11 protein-coding genes and 1 pseudogene are annotated in these 17,731 nt (G+C 46.5%); 5 read left to right on the top strand and 7 right to left on the bottom strand.

Translation table 11 applies throughout. From position 1 onward, the window contains the following. Window positions 1-317 precede the first annotated feature (317 nt). Together IEX81_RS12025 and IEX81_RS12020 are read left to right on the top strand one after the other, a co-directional pair. Window positions 318-2,084, top strand: a complete 1,767-nt coding sequence (locus IEX81_RS12025) for a hydantoinase B/oxoprolinase family protein (protein WP_188803640.1) — start codon at window positions 318-320, stop codon at window positions 2,082-2,084. Window positions 2,085-2,379: 295 nt separating this feature from the next. Next, window positions 2,380-3,321 (top strand): DMT family transporter, encoded by a 942-nt coding sequence (locus tag IEX81_RS12020; protein WP_229727595.1) that lies wholly within the window; start codon window positions 2,380-2,382, stop codon window positions 3,319-3,321. 107 nt (window positions 3,322-3,428) lie between these two features. On the opposite strand, the gene IEX81_RS12015 is transcribed toward IEX81_RS12020, so the two are convergent. The 6 genes from IEX81_RS12015 to IEX81_RS11990 form a co-directional block, all read right to left on the bottom strand. Next, on the bottom strand, window positions 3,429-4,964 hold the full coding sequence (locus IEX81_RS12015) for an amidase (protein ID WP_229727594.1): 1,536 nt from the start codon (window positions 4,962-4,964) through the stop codon (window positions 3,429-3,431). 149 nt (window positions 4,965-5,113) lie between these two features. Beyond that, window positions 5,114-6,478 (bottom strand): APC family permease, encoded by a 1,365-nt coding sequence (locus IEX81_RS12010; protein ID WP_188803636.1) that lies wholly within the window; start codon window positions 6,476-6,478, stop codon window positions 5,114-5,116. 21 nt (window positions 6,479-6,499) lie between these two features. Next, window positions 6,500-7,402, bottom strand: a complete 903-nt coding sequence (locus tag IEX81_RS12005) for an acetamidase/formamidase family protein (protein ID WP_188803633.1) — start codon at window positions 7,400-7,402, stop codon at window positions 6,500-6,502. Between the two features lie 88 nt (window positions 7,403-7,490). Then, window positions 7,491-8,870: a hypothetical protein gene (locus IEX81_RS12000; protein WP_188803631.1), complete on the bottom strand. Its 1,380-nt coding sequence runs from the start codon at window positions 8,868-8,870 to the stop codon at window positions 7,491-7,493. Continuing rightward, window positions 8,863-9,576 (bottom strand): response regulator transcription factor, encoded by a 714-nt coding sequence (locus tag IEX81_RS11995; protein ID WP_188803629.1) that lies wholly within the window; start codon window positions 9,574-9,576, stop codon window positions 8,863-8,865. Before IEX81_RS11995 ends, IEX81_RS12000 begins: the two co-directional genes overlap by 8 nt. Continuing rightward, window positions 9,573-10,319: a sensor histidine kinase gene (locus IEX81_RS11990; protein WP_188803626.1), complete on the bottom strand. Its 747-nt coding sequence runs from the start codon at window positions 10,317-10,319 to the stop codon at window positions 9,573-9,575. The genes IEX81_RS11995 and IEX81_RS11990 overlap by 4 nt, the downstream gene beginning before the upstream one ends. A gap of 644 nt (window positions 10,320-10,963) precedes the next feature. Between IEX81_RS11990 and IEX81_RS11985 the strand changes: the two genes are divergently transcribed. Continuing rightward, window positions 10,964-12,895, top strand: coding sequence for an N-acetylmuramoyl-L-alanine amidase (locus IEX81_RS11985; protein WP_229727596.1), 1,932 nt, complete (start codon window positions 10,964-10,966; stop codon window positions 12,893-12,895). A 55-nt stretch (window positions 12,896-12,950) separates the two neighbouring features. Further along, window positions 12,951-13,981, top strand: a pseudogene (locus IEX81_RS11980) (C40 family peptidase). Window positions 13,982-14,173: 192 nt separating this feature from the next. Here IEX81_RS11980 and IEX81_RS11975 read toward each other — a convergent pair. After that, window positions 14,174-15,148 (bottom strand): ornithine cyclodeaminase family protein, encoded by a 975-nt coding sequence (locus IEX81_RS11975; RefSeq protein ID WP_188803622.1) that lies wholly within the window; start codon window positions 15,146-15,148, stop codon window positions 14,174-14,176. A gap of 916 nt (window positions 15,149-16,064) precedes the next feature. On the opposite strand from IEX81_RS11975, the gene IEX81_RS11970 reads away from it, so the two are divergent. Beyond that, window positions 16,065-17,552 carry an aldehyde dehydrogenase family protein gene (locus tag IEX81_RS11970; RefSeq protein WP_188803651.1) on the top strand — a complete coding sequence of 496 codons (1,488 nt, stop codon included), beginning with the start codon at window positions 16,065-16,067 and terminating at the stop codon, window positions 17,550-17,552. Window positions 17,553-17,731: the final 179 nt, after the last annotated feature.

Here is a 17,731-nt window from a genome sequence, read left to right as displayed (position 1 = left end):
AATGATGTCCTTTTTTGTACAAAAATAGTGCTGATGAACGCTCATCAACACTAAAAAGTTTAGACCCATTTTTCGGAAGGCGTTCATTCCCTCGAAGAGGCAGAGGTTAATACGGCACCGGCCTGGTTCCGTTCGGACGGTTCTCTAAAGACATTCGACACCCCGCATTACCAAAAAGAAAAATTGCCTATCGATGAACCGATACCGGGGCCTTGCATCATCCTGCAAAAGGATACGACGACGGTTATTCCTCCTGAATGTACGGCTACCATGCTAGCAAACGGGAGTATTTTAGTAGAAATAGGAGTGGAAGCGTAATGGTTGATACGAAAACGACGATAGATCCGATTACTGCTCAGGTTGTAGGCGGGGCACTTAAAAATATTGCGATCGAAATGGGCCATAAGCTTGCACGTATGTCCTATTCCAGTATCATTCGCGAGTCGAACGATTTTGGCTGCGCCCTGCTTGATGAAAATGGGCAGCAGCTGTGCGAGTCAGTAAACAGCACCCCGCTGCAATCCGGCCCTATACCGGGATATCTTCACGGGATCAAAGAAATCATGGCGGAGAGGGGCTATGATTTTAAACCGGGTGATGCTATTCTTCATAATTCTGCCTTTTACGGTGCGACGCATCAGCCGGACTGCGGGTTCTTTGTTCCCGTCTATTACAAGGGAGAGTTGATCGGCTTTTCCTGCTCCACGGCTCATCAGCTGGATTTAGGCGCTTTGTCGCCCGGTTCCATCGGTATTATCGACGCCGTTGACTGCTTCGCAGAAGGCATGCAATTCAAAGCGATCAAGGTTTATGAAGAAGGAAAAAAGGTGGATATGGTGTGGCGCCTGATTCGGGACAATGTGCGGGCCACCGATATGGTTGTCGGCGACATGGAAGCGCAGATTGCAACCTGTCGAATCGGTGCGGAACGCTACCTGGAGATAGTTGAGAAATTTGGATTGGAGACTGTCCGGGCAGCCCGTGATTATTTGATGGATTACTCGGAACGCATCCTGCGCAATGAAATTTCAAAGATTTCAAACGGCACGTATCATTCGGTCGGATATATAGACGGTTATTTGGACAGCCCGGATCCGAAGCGAAAAGATTTGAAATTTGTCGTTAATTTAACCGTAAAAGATGATGAGATGATTGTGGACTTAACGGGTACATCCGATCAGGTTGACGACCGGCCCATTAACATGCCTCTTGCGGGAACAACGGACATGGCCGTTTATTTAACGATCCGGACCATATTGCTGGACTCTAAAAAATTCGGCTATATACCCCAAAATGCAGGAATGATCCGTCCCATAAAAATTATTGCTCCGGAAGGGACTTTGGCTAATCCGGTCTATCCGGCACCGACGATTTCCAGATTCTGTCCGGGCAATGCCCTGGCCGATACGATCATGCGCGCATTGGGGCAGGCCGTTCCGAACCAGATCTGTGCGGGAATCGGGAATCTGTATATGGTTGCTTACAGTGGGATGATTGATAAAAAATACTGGGTATATATGGACATTATGGCGGGAAGTTCCGGAGGACGTTACGGGAAAGACGGGATGGATGCCATTGATGTGCTGTACGCCAATACACGAAACAATCCGATTGAAGATATCGAATCCCATCACCCCCTAAGTGTGACCCGATACGAGTTTCCGGATAACGCCGCGGCGGCAGGAAAGTACAGGGGCGGTGTCGGCCCGATCCGGGATATTGAGTTTACAGATGAGGGAGGTTTCTCCGTCGAAGGTGAAGGCCAGAAATACGCGCCGTGGGGCTTTGACGGCGGCAAAGACGGCACACCGAGCCAGCTGATATTCACGGATCAAGAGGGCCGGGGAACCTCACTGCCGTCGAAGGTTCCCTATAAAAAGACGCATAAAGGCGAAACCCTGCGGATTGTCGGACCGTGCGGGGGTGGATATGGGGATCCGTACGAGCGCGATCCGAAGAAGGTTCTTACGGATGTTCAGGACGGCTACGTATCTCTGGCAAGGGCGAAGTCGGAATATGGCGTCGTGATCATGGACAACGAGATTAACTGGGAAGCGACAAAAAATTTGCGTATCGCTCACTAAATGAAGAGATGAGCGAGCTGATCCATGGCGTGCGTTCAAGGCATTTCATATCGTGATATTTAACGATGGGTTCAAAACGTTTATTATTGAGGAGTCCTTTGGTATTCAGACTGCGCACCGGTCATGCCATGCAGGACTCCTTTTCCTTTTTTTTCAAATATGAGCAGATGGATGGATCCTTGTTTCGTTTGCAGTCATTTTCTGTTATTGTTCGATAAAGCAGCTATTGTATAGAAAAGAAGATTAGGCACAGATTCAAAATTGCGATTCGCCGCACTGAGTTGGAGATGATGACGTGATTTTTTCCAGACGGTTTTTTGCCTATTTATCAGCCGTACTTTTTTCAACGATTATCGGATTTTCTTTCATGTTTGTCAAATTAGCGCTCCGGTACACCAGTCCTCTGGATGTTCTCGCCGATCGTTTTACACTAGCCTTTTTATTTTCGATGATTATTCTTTTGGCTGCAGGGATCAGATTATCCATACACTTGCGGGATGTCCTGCGCTTTCTGCCGATTTCCCTGCTGAATCCGTGTTTCTATTTTTTAACACAAGCGCTGGGGCTTACATCGCTTCCTGCAACTGAAGCAGGCATCATTCAGGCGTTGCTGCCTATTTTTACGTTGCTACTGGCCGCCTTCTTGTTGAAAGAAAAAACGAACGGAATCCAGAAATTTTCAATCGTTCTATCTGTATCCGGGGTGCTGTTTATTTTTTTAATGATGGGTGGACATTTAGGCGAAGCCCGGTGGTTGGGTATCCTATTATTTATTTTAAGTACACTTTCCTACGCCGGTTATAATGTTCTGGCAAGAGCGATGACACAAAAATATAGAATGATCGATATGACCTACATCATGATTTTCATCGGATTTATCAGTTTTAACTTTATGGCTCTGATCAATCACCTGATTCAAGGCACGCTTTCACAATATGTGCAGCCCTTTTTCCATCCTTTATTTTTCATATCTGTTTTATATTTAGGGGTGTTTGCGTCATTTATCACTTTTTTTCTGTCAAACTTTGCGCTCTCTGAAATCCAGGCTTCGAAATTCGGTGCGTTTACCAATCTGACGACCATCATCTCTATATTCTCCGGAGCGGTCTTCCTGAATGAAAACCTCTACTATTATCACTATGTTGGCGCAGTGCTGGTGATACTCGGTGTCATTGGCGTCAATATTTTTTCAGTAATTCGGGAAAGCGAAACGGCTAACCCAAAAAACCAGCTTTAGATTAGGGAATAACCCTATCTTTCAAAGCTGTTAAGGGGATGATTCTTGTACAATGATTAAATAATCAGTCGGATGGGATCCACGAATTTTGTGTTTGTTTCTTACTCTTATTTAAGTTCTGCAGGTTTCGTAAACAACCCATGAGTCAGGGTTTCAAAAGCATGGGCGGCGCGCAGCAGGGTTTCTTCTTCTCCATATCTGCCGATCAGCATCATGCCGATCGGCAGTCCGTCTGTTGAACCGCAGGGCACGTTTATCGCTGGATGCCCGGTGACATCGAAGACGCCGGTATTGGTATCGACCCCAAAAGAGAGATCGATTATTTTCTTGAGTTCAGTTTCATTGTCCGGAAGTTTTGTAGCCTTGTAAGGAACGGTAGGCATGATCAGAACATCAAAACTGCGGAATGCGTTGTCATACGCTTTTCTCAGCAGGCGCGCCAGATTCTGCGCCTTGGCATAATATCGTCCGCGATATGCGTTTTGCATATACTGTCCGGTCATGATTGTGATTTTGGCTGCAGCGGAAAGATCATTTGCACGTGCGGCCATCCCGTCGGCAAAGGCATCGAGCAGCTGGGTCTGGTGGTAGCCCTTCCAGCTTGTTCCCAGGCCGTTGCCTCTGAACATTTGTACTGTTGTTCCTTCAGTATTAATGATATTGGCAATATGGATCCCGTCACGATGCATCGGTATCGACACCGTTTCAACCGATGCTCCGCACTTGGTAAATGATTCGGCGGCCTTTCTTACCGTCCGATCGACATCCTGTTCGGAAAGGTTTTTCCAGCCGAATCCCTCCTCCACAATGCCCATCCGCAGTCCAGCTGCGTCGCCGGTTAAGTATTTTGAATAGGATTTTGGCTGCAGGCCGTATTGACGCGGGTCCAGCCCGTCCGGTCCGGCGATGACTTCCAAAAGCAGAGCCACATTATCTACGGTTCTTGCCATCGGACCGACATGATCCAGTGTTATATCGACCGGAAATATTCCCGTATAAGGGACAAGACCCCATGACGGTTTCAGACCAACGATGCCGCACCATGCACTTGGCATTCGGATCGAGCCGGTCTGGTCGCAGCCGATGGCCATATCTGCTTCACCTGAGGCGACGAGAGCGGCGCTTCCACTGGAAGATCCTCCGGCAGAATAAAGTGTATTATGGGGATTGAGTACCGGTCCGGTGTCGGAGGTAAAGCTGCTGCAGCTGCAGCACAGACTCTCGCAGACTGCTTTCCCCAGTATTTCTCCGCCTTCGTCCAGAATACGGGTGACAATTGTTGCGTCAATCTGAGGGACAAATCCTTCAAGAACTTTTGTCCCGTTCATCATCGGAACCCCTGCCAGACTGACATTATCCTTCAGGACAATCTTTTTTCCCGATAGTTTTCCTAATTCGGCATGCTCCACTTCAGTTTTCCAATACCAGGCATTTAAAGGATTTTCCTCTTTAGGAGGCCGGTATCCGGGCGTCCGTTTATAGTTCACAGGCAATTCTGGCTCAACCATTCGGTCGACATGCTCATATGAATCGAAAAGACTTTCATTCATAATTTTTTGGTAGGCATTGATTTCAGCATCATCCATGGTCATATGATACATAGAAATAATTTTCCGAAGTGATTCAAGATCCGGTTTCTTCATGAACATGACCTCCTGCTGTTCTTTTAAATTAATTTTTATCTGTTAACCCTGTCAAGAAATCAGGATCAATGGAAAATTTGGCAGAGTCCCTGAGTCCGCTTAATAATATAAAAACCGGGCAGAAGAGCCCGGTTTGATAGGCCAGAGATTTAGGGCAGATCGACGGAAATCTTTGTGTCTTTGCCGAAAATTTTCAGGAAAATCAGATAGACAATGCCAATCGCAAGCCATGAGAAACCCAGTGTCTTTGCGAGAGGATCCAGATTCCACCATACAAAACCAATGATCAGCAGGCCGATCAGCGGCATAATAAAATACTGGAGATAGTTTTTGCTTTTCTGTTTGCGCAGATAGTAGTTCATAACGGCAAGGTGCAGAAGAATAAAGGATGAGAGCGCACCAAAATTAACCACTGATGCCAGTTTGCCGATTTGAGAAGCAAAAATGGTTGTAACAATTAAAGAGACAAGGGCAACCAGCAGGGTACTGATGTAAGGCGTTTTATATTTTGGATGGATCTTAGACAAAAAGTGCGGTAATTTCCTGTCGCGAGCCATACTGTAAAGGATACGCGAGATCGCCGTCTGTGCCACAAGTGCGTTCGCGATGCCCCACGATACTGCGGTTGCCACGATCGTCACAATTCGGAGCCAGTCACCGCCTGCGATGCCTGCAACTTGATAAAACGCGGTATCCGGACTTTTAAAGGCATTATAGTTAGGGAAGACCAGGGCGGCAACCCAAGTCTGAATGATGAACAGGACACCGACAATAATCAATGAAAATATGGTTGCCTTGCCAACCGCTTTTTTCCCGCCGTTCGATTCTTCAGACAAGGTTGAAATGGCATCAAAACCCAGAAAGCTCAGGACGGCGATTGATACGGCGCCCATGACGGTGGACAACGAGAACTGGGCAGGATCAAACAGCGGTTTAAAGGTGAATACCGCTCCGTTCACGTGCCGGGCAATGGCCGCGATGCCGACAAAAATAAAGACGGCCAGGACAACGAATTCAAGAAACAGGATCACTTTATTTGTCTTTGCCGTAAAGACAATGCCGCGGATATTAATGATGGTATTGAATCCGATAAAGATAATGAGCCAGACCAGAACGGGAATCTGGGGAACGATGTCGGCCAGGGCAATGGCGCTGACCAGATAAAGCAGTGCCGGAATAAAAATATAGTCAAGAAGAATCAGCCATCCGGCGATAAATCCAACGTTATCATTAATGCCTCTTTGGGCATAGGAATAAACGGATCCGGCGATCGGAATTGCTGAAGACATTTTCGAATAGCTGAAAGCAGTAAACAGCATGCCGACCATGCCGATGGCGTACGCCAGAGCAACCATCCCGTGGGACCCGATTGCAATCTGGCCGTAAATGCCGAATGGTGCGATTGGCACCATGAAGATCAGGCCGTAAATCAGCAGGTCGCCAAATGAAAGGGCACGGTTCAGTTCCTGTTTGTAGCCAAAGGAATGGCCTGTTGACGATTTGGATTCAGTCATTTAATTTTCCACCTCAAGATATTATAAAGTATACATGCCGTATGTGTTGAGAAACCATCTTGGTACGAAAAAGCGGGCAGTCAGCTTTGGATCGACAATCTGAGAAATTTGCGCGTTGCCGATAGCGCTCATCAGCATGGTCAGGTCGCCTAAACTTAAGTCGGTATAGGGCATGAGAAAATCGATCATCTCTTCAACACTGGTTTTTGCGGCCTCATCCAATGTGCTCTTCGATACAATCATTGCGATACCTTGTTTATTAGACAGCATGGGATAACGGATGTTCAGGTCGTCCCTCACTTCGAAGCGGACGGTCGCCGATCCGCCGACTTCTACTCCGGACACACCGATCTCGCCGTCACCCATCGCGGCGTGCATGTCACCGAGGCCGAACAGCGCCCCCTCATGAAAAATCGGGAAGTAGAGCGTGGTCCCCTCGGTAATTAAAGTCGTATCCATGTTTCCGCCATGTTCGCCTGGGGTCCCGCAGTTAATGGCTCCTTCTTTCGGAGCGACTCCGATGACACCGATCATTTTGTTAAAAGGGATCTTGATCCTGTCGTTGAAAAGAATACTGCCCCTTTCAATTGGAGCGATTTTGAATTGCAGACCGCCAAGCCTGTGCCCCATTGTTCCCAGATCTTTTCCTGTGGACAGCACACCGCTGTTTTTGATACTGATTTTTTCAATGTGTACAGCCAGTGTTTTCCCGGGTTCGGCCCCTTTAACATAAATAGGTCCCGTTGCCGGATTAATTCTGTTCCAGTCGATCGATTCATAACTTGTCTCTTCGGAAACGATCTGATCCTCAAAGCAGTCGTACGTTTCAATGACGATCTCGTCACCGGGACTGACGAAGGCGACAGGCGCGTTATCTTTGCTGAACGCATAGATCGGTTTTCCTCGCTGAATCGTGGTTGCCATTAAATAACCTCCTCCTCTCTTAATACTTCTAGTATAAAATTATAAGAAATCAGAAAGTTATAATTAAATATCTGTTTTTTATAAAAATCTATTCTCTTTGTAAGGAAACCTGACATATCCAGATGAAAAATTGCAGACTCGCGCTGATCATCAGGCTCCAGCACAGATCAATAAGAATTGGCCAGGGCGTTGAAAATAAGTATAAACCTGTAAGGAAGCCTGAGAGGACGGGGAGCAGCCCGAATCCGCTTATTTTTTTCCTGGAGAGCATCACTTGGGAAAAAGATGGGATCGAAGCGATACAGAGTAGCGAGAAGAGTTTAATGCTTGTAAAGAGAAGACCCATAGAAGGCCGGACCACAGCAAAGAGCACAATAAGAAGCAGGAGAGAGCCGGCGTAAACTTTTTTAAAAAAACGGTGATTCTCGTTTTGCCTATCTTGATGGATCAAGAGAAAAGCGTCCATGATCGATTTCAGGCTGACAATCGCACTGATCAGGCCAATGGAAAGCAGCGAGGCGATCAGGAAATAAGCGAAAAACGGGGCGAAGTGAGATAGAGCATTCAAGACGCTGATCAGAGTTGAAAGATGTCCATGGTCTGTCGTCCGGGCAAACACGGCAATCATCATCAGCGTTACGATCAGGCTGGCAAAGCAAAACACGGCGCACCTGTAAATGGTCCGGATTCTGTTTTCTTTCATTGAAAAACTGATATGCCATAAGGATAAATTGGTCAGGAGGTATCCAAAGTAAACACTAATCATGACAAATAACCATAAACTCTGAGTTCCGAAACCGGAGAAAAGATCCGGATCAAACCGGGCCTGCTGCATCGTCCAGCGGTGGTAGATCGAAAAAATACCGTTTGTGAGGTAGGCGTAAAGAAGCAGGCAGACAACGATGAAAAAAGTGAAAACATTGAGCAGCCGGCTCACTTTTCTGATTGCTGAAAAACCGCCGGCAACCGCATAAACATAGACGAGGAATAAAAGAGAGAGGAATACCCATCTTTCGGAGACTTGGAACAGGTTTGCTGTAAGCAGAGTCATCCATGTGATTTCAGAAAGGAACGCAAACAAAGAAATGAGCGCCATAATCAGTAAGATAAAATGGAAAGAATAACACCCGGCTGAGCGTTCCCTGAAAAAAGTAAGCGGCGTATGATTGGGATTATTCAGATGCCTCCTGATGGCCGTGCGGATCCACTTTTCATAAAGAATCGTGAACGGGAAAATAAAAAGGGTGAAGAGTATCCCCCATATCAAACTGCTGTTCGAGATGAACTGAAAAAGAAAAAAGATCATGGATCCCTTTAGCAGATGCGAGAGCAGCAGCGGCGTACCTTCATGAAGTCCGAGTTTTTTATTGCCCTGTATGTATGCGGAAATCGACACTTCGCGGCTCAAAAAGGGGAGGGCGGAAATTAACAGCAGCAGATAAGGGATAATCAGACCATTCTCATTCATCCTGCGGCTCAGTCTTTCCATGCCTGAACTGTGTCGGTGTCTTTTTTTCATGTTTTTTAAAAGAATTAGTGAAATAATTCTGGCTCGAGAAACCGACGGCATTTGAAATAAATTGAATCGTATACTCCGGATGCTGTGTCATCAGCAGTTTCGCCTGATTGATTCTGACCTGAACAAGATAATCTTTGTAAGAAAGTCTCACTTCATCGTTGAACTTTTTGCTCAGATAATTCGGTGAAACGTGGACAAAATCGGCAACATCCTGAAGATGGATATTGTCTTCATAGTGTTCACGTATAAACCGCAGCGCCTTTTGCATCATAGGTGTCAGAGGAGATGCGCCGTCCCGGATTTCAAATTTATCGAGCACATCATAAAGTTCCTTCCGAATGACCGGCTTGACGATATAGTCAATCGCGTTTAATTTGATTGCTCTTCTTGCATAGTCAAAATTCTGATAGGCAGTAATAATCACAATACCCGGCTTTTTGGATTGAGCCTGTAATTTTTCGGCCAGGTCGAGACCGGATTCGCCGGAGAGGTGAATATCGATCATAGCAAGCTGAATATCACGATCTTTGGCAATCTCGAGCGCCTCAAGGCTGTCTTCGGCAGTGAACAGATTCCAATGAGGATAGCGATTGTAGATCAGCTGAAGCAGCTGTTCAAGTTCCAGATATTCATCATCGACCATTAATACATTCATGGTTCATCCTCCACAATGGTGTACGGCCAGACGACTTTTACCACCGTTTCCCGGGCCGCATTCTTTATTATACTTACTTCCGTATACAAATCGAAAAGCAGCCGCAGCCTTCTTCGTATATTTTCCAGACCGATGCCATGATCGGGTTGCAGGTTAAGGGGTTCTGATCCGTTGTCTGCCACACGCAGCTCCACCCAATTGCCCGTCCGCTCCAGAGAGATTGACAGTCTCTTATCGCCTGTGTTCTTGCCGAAAGCGTGCTTAAAAGCATTTTCCACCAAAATTTGCAGCGTGTACGGGGGAATTCCTGCTGTCAGCTCCGTATCATTTACCTGAATGTCTACGCTCAGCTTTCTTCCAAAGCGAAGTTTTTGAATATAAATGTAATTCTTAATCTGATCCAGTTCGACAGAAAACGGGATCAGATCCGTTTTATCCGTGTATTTATAACGAAGGTACATCGAAAAACGTTCAATGCCTTCAATCAAATTCTCCTGCCGTTTCAGCCGGGCAAGCGACAATATGACGTTTAACGTATTAAACATAAAATGCGGCTGAATCTGCCTGCTGAGCTGAAGCAATTCACTTTCCTGAAGCCGGTTCTGCAAGCGGACCTTCGTGTTTTCCAGCTCCAAAAAGTTAATTTCCTTTTCGACAATCGGCAGCGAAATGAGCAGAAAGAAGGAGAGGATGCTGAACACCACGCTGCAGAAAACAAGACTCTCAAATAAATAGAACAGCATAACTGCAGTCTCCCCCCTGCCCTTTACGGTTTTAAATATTATTATATAATAAGCGGGTACTTTGGGAAAATAGAATTTATCGCAGTTGGACTTGTACCTGAGATGACGGATGATCCGGGTAAGTAGAACAATTTCGCACGGGGAGCAGGCAAGCGAGAGGCAAGTAATGACTCAAAAGACCTGTTTATTAGAAAAAATCGATTTTTGTAAAATAAATGTAATATTTAAAATATTGACAATCATTAAGGCGGATAATATACTTTCTTTGTTCCCTATTAGATGCGTTCACGGTTCAAGTATCTGCAATTCCCCATTGTCAGTCCCTTGAATCACCTGAACCAACTAAAGGGAGAAAAACAGAAGTTAATGAAAAGTAAAACGGTTACTGAATCATGTCGCGTTATTAAGAGAACAATGCTTTGCCTGTTCAAATGCATATAGAGCAGAAGCCGCTTTGTCTACATGAACCTAGACAAAATCCAGCCCAGTTATCATCGGGCTGGATTTTGTTTGTTATGCGGCGTTTTTCGACCTTTTTTGCATCTGGATAGTTCAAAAATATTAAAAAGTTCACAGGTAACACGCAAAGCCACTACAATGGGATTTTGCTTTAAAAATATAAAGTGGGAGGGATTCTATTGAAAATGAAAGGCCATCATTCCAAGTTTTTGGGCAAGTATGCGATGACTTCTTTTCTGCTGATCGTCTGTTTGTTTGCCGGCGTCAGTGTGCCTGCACGGGCAGATGCCGATACGGCGGACAGGGCAGCTGCGGGCAGCAATAGCATGGAGGCGGCATTTAAATCCGCCGCTCAGGAATTTCATGTTCCACTCAGCATCCTGATGTCCGTTTCATACAATGAAACAAGATGGGAGCAGCATAATGGACAGCCGAGCACTTCAGGAGGCTATGGCGTCATGCACCTGACACAAGTGAATTCGTTGCCTGACCTGAACGCGAAAGGAGACGGCAGTCTCACGGTTTCCTCAGCTTCAACATCCGTTGACCCGGCCCTGCATACCCTGGATCAGGCTTCCGCGCTGATCGGGACGCGTCCGGATCTGTTAAAAACAGACCCGGTGCAGAACATACGGGGCGGTGCGGCACTGCTCGCCGAATATGAGAGACAAACAACCGGAAAACTTTCGGAAAATCCGTCCGACTGGTACGGCGCGGTCACCAAATACAGCGGCTCTTCTGCACAGGTCTCCGCGGAAGACTTTGCGGATCAAGTGTACGCAACAATCAATCAGGGCATGAAAAGGTCTACACCTGAGGGACAAAATGTTCAGCTTGTCTCAGTTCAAATCACTCCAAATAAAAAAACGGCGGATTCTCTTCATTTACAGAAGACGGCCGCAGCAAATCCGGATGGACCGGGTGGTGTAGATATGCAATACGTTCCGGCGCTGTACAAACAATTTTCATCGGATCCGGGCGATTACGGCAATTATGATCTGGCTAACCGGCCATACGACGGTCTGGATATTCGCTACATCATCATTCATGACTCGGAAGTCAGCTACGATGGCACAATTAATACTTTTCTCCGGCAGACCTACACCAGTGCGAACTACGTGATCCGTTCTTCCGACGGCCAGATTACGGAAATGCTGCCACCAAAGAATGTCGCCTGGCAAGCCGGAAACTGGTATATCAACAGCCACTCGGTCGGCATCGAACATGAAGGTTTCGCTGTAGAAGGATCAACGTGGTACAGTGAACCGATGTTCCGCGCCTCTGCAAAGCTCGTCAAATATCTGGCAAAGAGATACAATATTCCGCTGGACAGACAGCATATTCTCGGACATGACAATGTTCCGGGGCTCAATCCATCCTATCAGAGAGGCATGCACTGGGATCCGGCCATATATTGGGATTGGTCCCACTACTTCGATCTGCTGGGCGCTCCGTTCACGTCGCAAAAACAGTCGAAGGGACTGGGCGCAAAAAAACAGATTGTGACGATCAACCCGAATTTCAATAAAAATCAGCCGGCTGTAACGTATAACGGCCAACCGCTTAATCCCCATCCATCCGATTTCGTTTACCTTTACTCAGAACCAAGCTTCAATGCGCCGCTCCTGCAAGATCCGATCATCCATCCGACAGGAACGGGTACAACGGCGATCAATGACTGGAGCGACAAAGCGGTTGCCGGACAATCCTTCTATCAAGCGGATGTGCAGGGAGACTGGACGGCTATTGATTACGACGGCCAGAAAGCCTGGTTCTATAACCCTAATGGTCAAAATGCGTCAGCCGGAAGCGGCATGCTGATGACTCCGAAACAAGGAAAGTCAGCTATTCCGGTGTATGGCTCTGCTTATCCCGAGACAGACGCCTTTGCACAGTTGAATATTCCTGCGGTAAACCGGACGCCTCTTTCCTCCATACCGGCAGGCCAGAAGTATGTCGGGACCGGTCCGTTCGGTTCGGATTATTACTATGCCCAGATTTTCAACGCTCCGGGCACCTACCACGTTGTCAAAGGCAATGAAGAATTTTATCAGATCAACTTTAACCACCGCATTGCCTTTGTGAAGAAAAGCGATGTGGACGTTGTGAGCGAGTAAAAATAAAGGATAAATGACTTTGTTAAAGCCCTTCAGGATCAGGAGGAACCCATAAATGAGACGTCTTTCTCTGATTTTTATGATTCTATTGATCACTACAATAGGATTCAGCACAAGTGCGGAAGCAAAAGAACCGGTTCCCGCTGACCCGGGTTCAACGGCTTATGTTGATGTCTCTGTCGCTACACTCTGGACGTCATCGAATATTTTAAGACCTGTTGATTATCCTTCATCGACAAATCCGGCCGATCCGAGAAAATGGACAGCCGCACTAACACTTGCCCAAAAGCTCCAGCTGTCGGGAGATAATATGCTCGAGACTCAGGCACTATTAGGTGAAAAAGTCACGATTCTGGAAAAACAGGGCGACTGGGTGAAGGTCGCTGTCAACGATCAGCCGACACCTCGCAATGCACTGGGTTACCCGGGATGGATGCCAGCGTCTCAGCTAACCGACAATAATCAATTTACGAAAAAAGAGACTAAGCCGTTTGTCATTGTCACATCGCCAACAACCTATCTCTATCATTCTCCATCGACGAAAAAGAAAGATATTGAGATCAGCTACAATACACATCTGCCCTTTGAAGCTGAAACATCCAGTTTTTACAAAGTATTGAAACCAGACGGGAACACCGCATGGGTTCTAAAAAAGGATGCACAGAAGTACAGGTTTGAGAGCGATATTCCAATACCGACAGGACAACAACTGGTTCAATCTGCAGAACAATTCCTTGGCCTTCCTTATCTGTGGGCCGGTATGAGCGGTTTCGGCTTCGATTGTTCCGGATTCACGTACACTATTTATAAAGCACACGGCATCACCATTCCCCGTGATGCCGATCCGCAGCTGCATGCGGCAAATGGAACCCCCGTTGCTGCAGAAGACCTGCAGCCTGGCGACTTGTTGTTTTATGCAACTAATCATGGCAAGGGATTCGCCTATCACTGTACCATGTACATTGGTAACGGTCTGATGATCCAGTCACCGGATTCATCAAGCTCGGTCAATATTTCCCAGTGAATACGCAGGGTGACTTCGCTGGCGCACGGCGATTTGTTACTGATGAAAAGCGGCCTATATAAAACGGAATAAGACAGATACTTGTTTGAGAGATTGGAAGCTGTTTTCCTAAGTTGGGAACCAGCTTTTCTTTTTTCGGCGGAAAGGAGAGAGTGCCATTTGATCATCACCTGTTCCATAGTGCACAAACAATCTCCAACTCGATCATTTTTTTTCGTAGCAACATAATAATCCAAATTGTTTATTCATCCGGCTTAGCCGATTGTCTGACCGATGCCGGCCTGTTTCGCTTTTTTATAGATACGATCGGCAACGAATAGATCAAATAAGGACATGCCTACAGATTTAAATAATAGGGTCATATTGTTTAAATCTGAAGGATGTTCCTGATGCGCGACTACGTCCGAAAACGGAACAATCCGATCTTTGGTTATCCACCCGTTCTCTAAGGGGGTGATCAGATCCCCTGATTCAGCCAGGGCATCTGATGTATCAATATAGATACGGTCCAAAAGAGGATAGAGTACTTTAGGAAACTCGCGCATATTCGGTTGATAGGAACCGATTCCGATAAAGAGTTTATTCATGAGGACGGATACGTTTTCAGAAATAACCGGCTGATAAGCTGTTGTCGCCGTGATAATAACATCAGACGAACGAACCAGAGCCTCTGCATCGCCCGCAACATGGAAAATCACGTGATCGTTGTTTATTAATGTTTTGACTTCCTGAATAAACTGAGGAATCTTGGAAGGGGTTCTGTTGTATAAATAAATATGAGCGATATCTGCCGCCGTGCAGGCGGCGAGCAGCAAGTACTTCCCTTGAACGCCTGTGCCGATCAGCCCGAGATGTATCTTCTTTTGATTAGTTAAATGCCGGACGGCGACTCCTCCGACCGCACCCGTTCGGAAAGCGGTCAGAAAGGTGCCGTCCATGATCGCCAGCGGAGTTCCGGTTTCCGAATCATTAAGCAGCATGAGACCCTGGGTAGACGGCACGGATTTTTGGGTATTATTAGGAAATACAGTCACGATTTTTGTGCCGAAACGATTTGTTGAAAAGCAGGGCATGAACAATAACGTGTCTTGGTTATTCTTGGTGATCTGAGTACGTCTTGGCATAAGAAATTGTTTGGTGTGATAAGCCCTATAAGCGCATTCTATAGCATCCATTGCATCAGGCATCGTTATTAAACGTGACATTTCTTCTTTAGATAAAATGAGCAATCAACTTCATCCCCTTTAATCGCTTAAATAACTCTATTTTACCGGAATTTATTTATTTTAATTAATATTAAGAATAGACTAAAAAATTCGGCTTCAGGCTGGTTCTTTGTCATAAATGAACAACAAGTGACGGGAAAAATCATTCATGTTCAATCGAACGAATCTGTTAAAAAAATATACGGAATTTTTGTGTAAATTAACCGTGGTTTAGGATACTTGAAGGCACTAAAGTGAAAACATAGCCGGAGATCTTTTTGAAAAGAGGTGCATAATCTTGCCGTGATAGGGTTCTTGAAGATTAATGTATTTTTAGTTTTAGAAAAAGAGAAGGGACAGGATTAATTCTAGGCAGGGGCGATACTCCGCTCGAATAGGGCGAATCAAGAGCAAAATGGGGCGATAGTTCGCTGCTTTAGGACGATTAGCGCTTCTTTCAGGGCGATTGACTCCTGACGGGGCGATACTCCGCCTGAAGAGGGCGAATCAAGAGCAAAATGGGGAGATAGTTCGCTGCTTTAGGGCGATTAGCGCTTCTTTCAGGGCGATAAACTCCTTTCGGTGGGCGATACTCCGCTCGAATAGGGCGAATCAAGAGTAAAATGGGGAGATAGTTCGCTGCTTTAGAGCGATTAGCGCTTCTTTCAGGGCGATTGACTCCTGACGGGACGATACTCCGCTCGAATAGGGCGAATCAAGAGCAAAATGGGGAGATAGTTCGCCGCCCATGGGCGATTAGCACTTCTTTCAGGGCGATACTCCGTCAGAACAGGATGGAGCTTGGGCTTGGTGATCCGGATATTCCGGCAGATTCTTCCATGGCGCGCAAGAAGAAGGGTTATTGTGCAGTTGTTCAATAAAGGAGGAATAAACAATGAGTATTTCTATTGAAAAAAACGAAACGACTGACCAGATCAAAATGCAGAAGTTTATGAATTATATAGACGGTAAGTGGCAGGAACCGTCAACGGGAAGATATATACCGGTTATCAATCCCGCAAACGGCGCCGTTTTGGGAATGGTCGCGCAGTCATCGAGTGCCGATGTCGATCAGGCGGTTGCTGCGGCCAGAAAAGCGCAGAAGGAATGGCGGCTTGTTCCGGCTCCTGAACGGGCAGAACTCTTGTTTACGGTTGGCCGCCTGCTGAAAGAAAACAAGGAGCGGCTCGCTCAGACGATTACTTCGGAAATGGGGAAGGTAATCGAAGAGGCGAGGGGAGAGGTTCAGGAAGCTATTGATATGGCTCACTACATGGCAGGAGAAGGACGCCGCATGTTTGGTGAAACGATGCCTTCGGAACTCAGAAACAAATTTGCCATGAGTATCCGTGTTCCTATTGGTATTGTCGGGCTGATTACTCCCTGGAATTTTCCGATAGCGATTGCCTCATGGAAATCGCTGCCTGCTCTTGTAACAGGCAACGCACTGGTCTGGAAACCGTCACCGGACACGCCAATTGTTGCCGAGGCTTTTGTTCGGATTTATGAAAAAGCAGGTCTGCCGAAAGGATTGATCAATCTCGTGCAGGGTTCGGGACCCGAAGCCGGGGCAGCAATGGTTGAACATCCGGGTATCGACTTGATCGGCTTTACAGGATCGAATGCTGTGGGCAAAAAGATTAATGAACGCGCCGGCGCCTTATTAAAACGGACATCACTTGAAATGGGCGGAAAAAATGCCATTATAGTTATGGATGATGCGAACCTTGATCTGGCTGTGGAGAGCATCATCTGGAGCGGCTTTGGCACATCCGGCCAGCGCTGCACGGCTGCCAGCCGGGTTATTGTGCATGAAGCCATTAAACAAAGGTTGGAAGACAAGCTGATTGCTGCTGTACGCCAATTAAAATTGGGCGATGGACATGATGAGGCAACGGATATCGGTCCGGTCATCAACAAAGCGGTGCTGGAAAAAATCAACAAATATGTTCGTGTAGGAATTGATGAGGGGGCCAGACTGCTCTGCGGCGGGAAAACGGCTGAAAAAGTCGGAAATGGCAAGGGCTTTTATTATGAACCGACAATTTTTACCGATGTGATGCCAGACATGACGATCGCCAAGGAAGAAATTTTCGGGCCTGTCTTGTCCATCATCGGTGTAAAAGATCTGGAGTCGGCGATAGAAGTTAATAATAACGTCTCTTTCGGACTCTCCAGTTCGATTTTTACAAGTGATGTGAATCGTGTGTTTCGGGCGATCCGAGATCTGGATACCGGAATTGTGTATATTAATGCAGGAACGACAGGCGCTGAAATTCATTTGCCGTTCGGCGGAACGAAGGAAACCGGCAATGGCCACCGCGATTCAGGAGTGGCGGCACTCGATGTCTATACGGAATGGCGTGCTGTTTATGTAGATTTCAGCAACACACTGCAGCGGGCCCAGATTGATACAAATACAAAATGATTTTGTCTGATTCCCGAATGAGGCACATAATTGAGGGATTATTTCTCTTATATGCTGCGCTGCCTGTTGCAACAACTTTTGCGAAAACTATTTAAAGCTGTGCAGAAAAAAATCCCGGAAAATGCGGGATCTTTTTCTGTATTCGTTAAGCTCTGCTATAGCTCAATGTTGATTTTGCT

Origin of the sequence: Sporolactobacillus putidus, from assembly GCF_014647035.1 — a bacterium.
Taxonomy (GTDB): Bacteria; Bacillota; Bacilli; order Bacillales; family Sporolactobacillaceae; genus Sporolactobacillus; species Sporolactobacillus putidus.
The sequence above is the reverse complement of the archived record's forward strand: the minus strand, read 5'-3'. Positions and strand labels throughout refer to the sequence as shown.

Coding starts and splice junctions, on each gene's coding strand:
- IEX81_RS12025 (WP_188803640.1), top strand. CDS start 318: ATGGTTGATACGAAAACGACGATAGATCCGATTACTGCTCAGGTTGTA.
- IEX81_RS12015 (WP_229727594.1), bottom strand. CDS start 4,964: ATGAAGAAACCGGATCTTGAATCACTTCGGAAAATTATTTCTATGTAT.
- IEX81_RS12010 (WP_188803636.1), bottom strand. CDS start 6,478: ATGACTGAATCCAAATCGTCAACAGGCCATTCCTTTGGCTACAAACAG.
- IEX81_RS12005 (WP_188803633.1), bottom strand. CDS start 7,402: ATGGCAACCACGATTCAGCGAGGAAAACCGATCTATGCGTTCAGCAAA.
- IEX81_RS12000 (WP_188803631.1), bottom strand. CDS start 8,870: ATGAATGAGAATGGTCTGATTATCCCTTATCTGCTGCTGTTAATTTCC.
- IEX81_RS11995 (WP_188803629.1), bottom strand. CDS start 9,576: ATGAATGTATTAATGGTCGATGATGAATATCTGGAACTTGAACAGCTG.
- IEX81_RS11990 (WP_188803626.1), bottom strand. CDS start 10,319: ATGCTGTTCTATTTATTTGAGAGTCTTGTTTTCTGCAGCGTGGTGTTC.
- IEX81_RS11985 (WP_229727596.1), top strand. CDS start 10,964: ATGAAAGGCCATCATTCCAAGTTTTTGGGCAAGTATGCGATGACTTCT.
- IEX81_RS11970 (WP_188803651.1), top strand. CDS start 16,065: ATGCAGAAGTTTATGAATTATATAGACGGTAAGTGGCAGGAACCGTCA.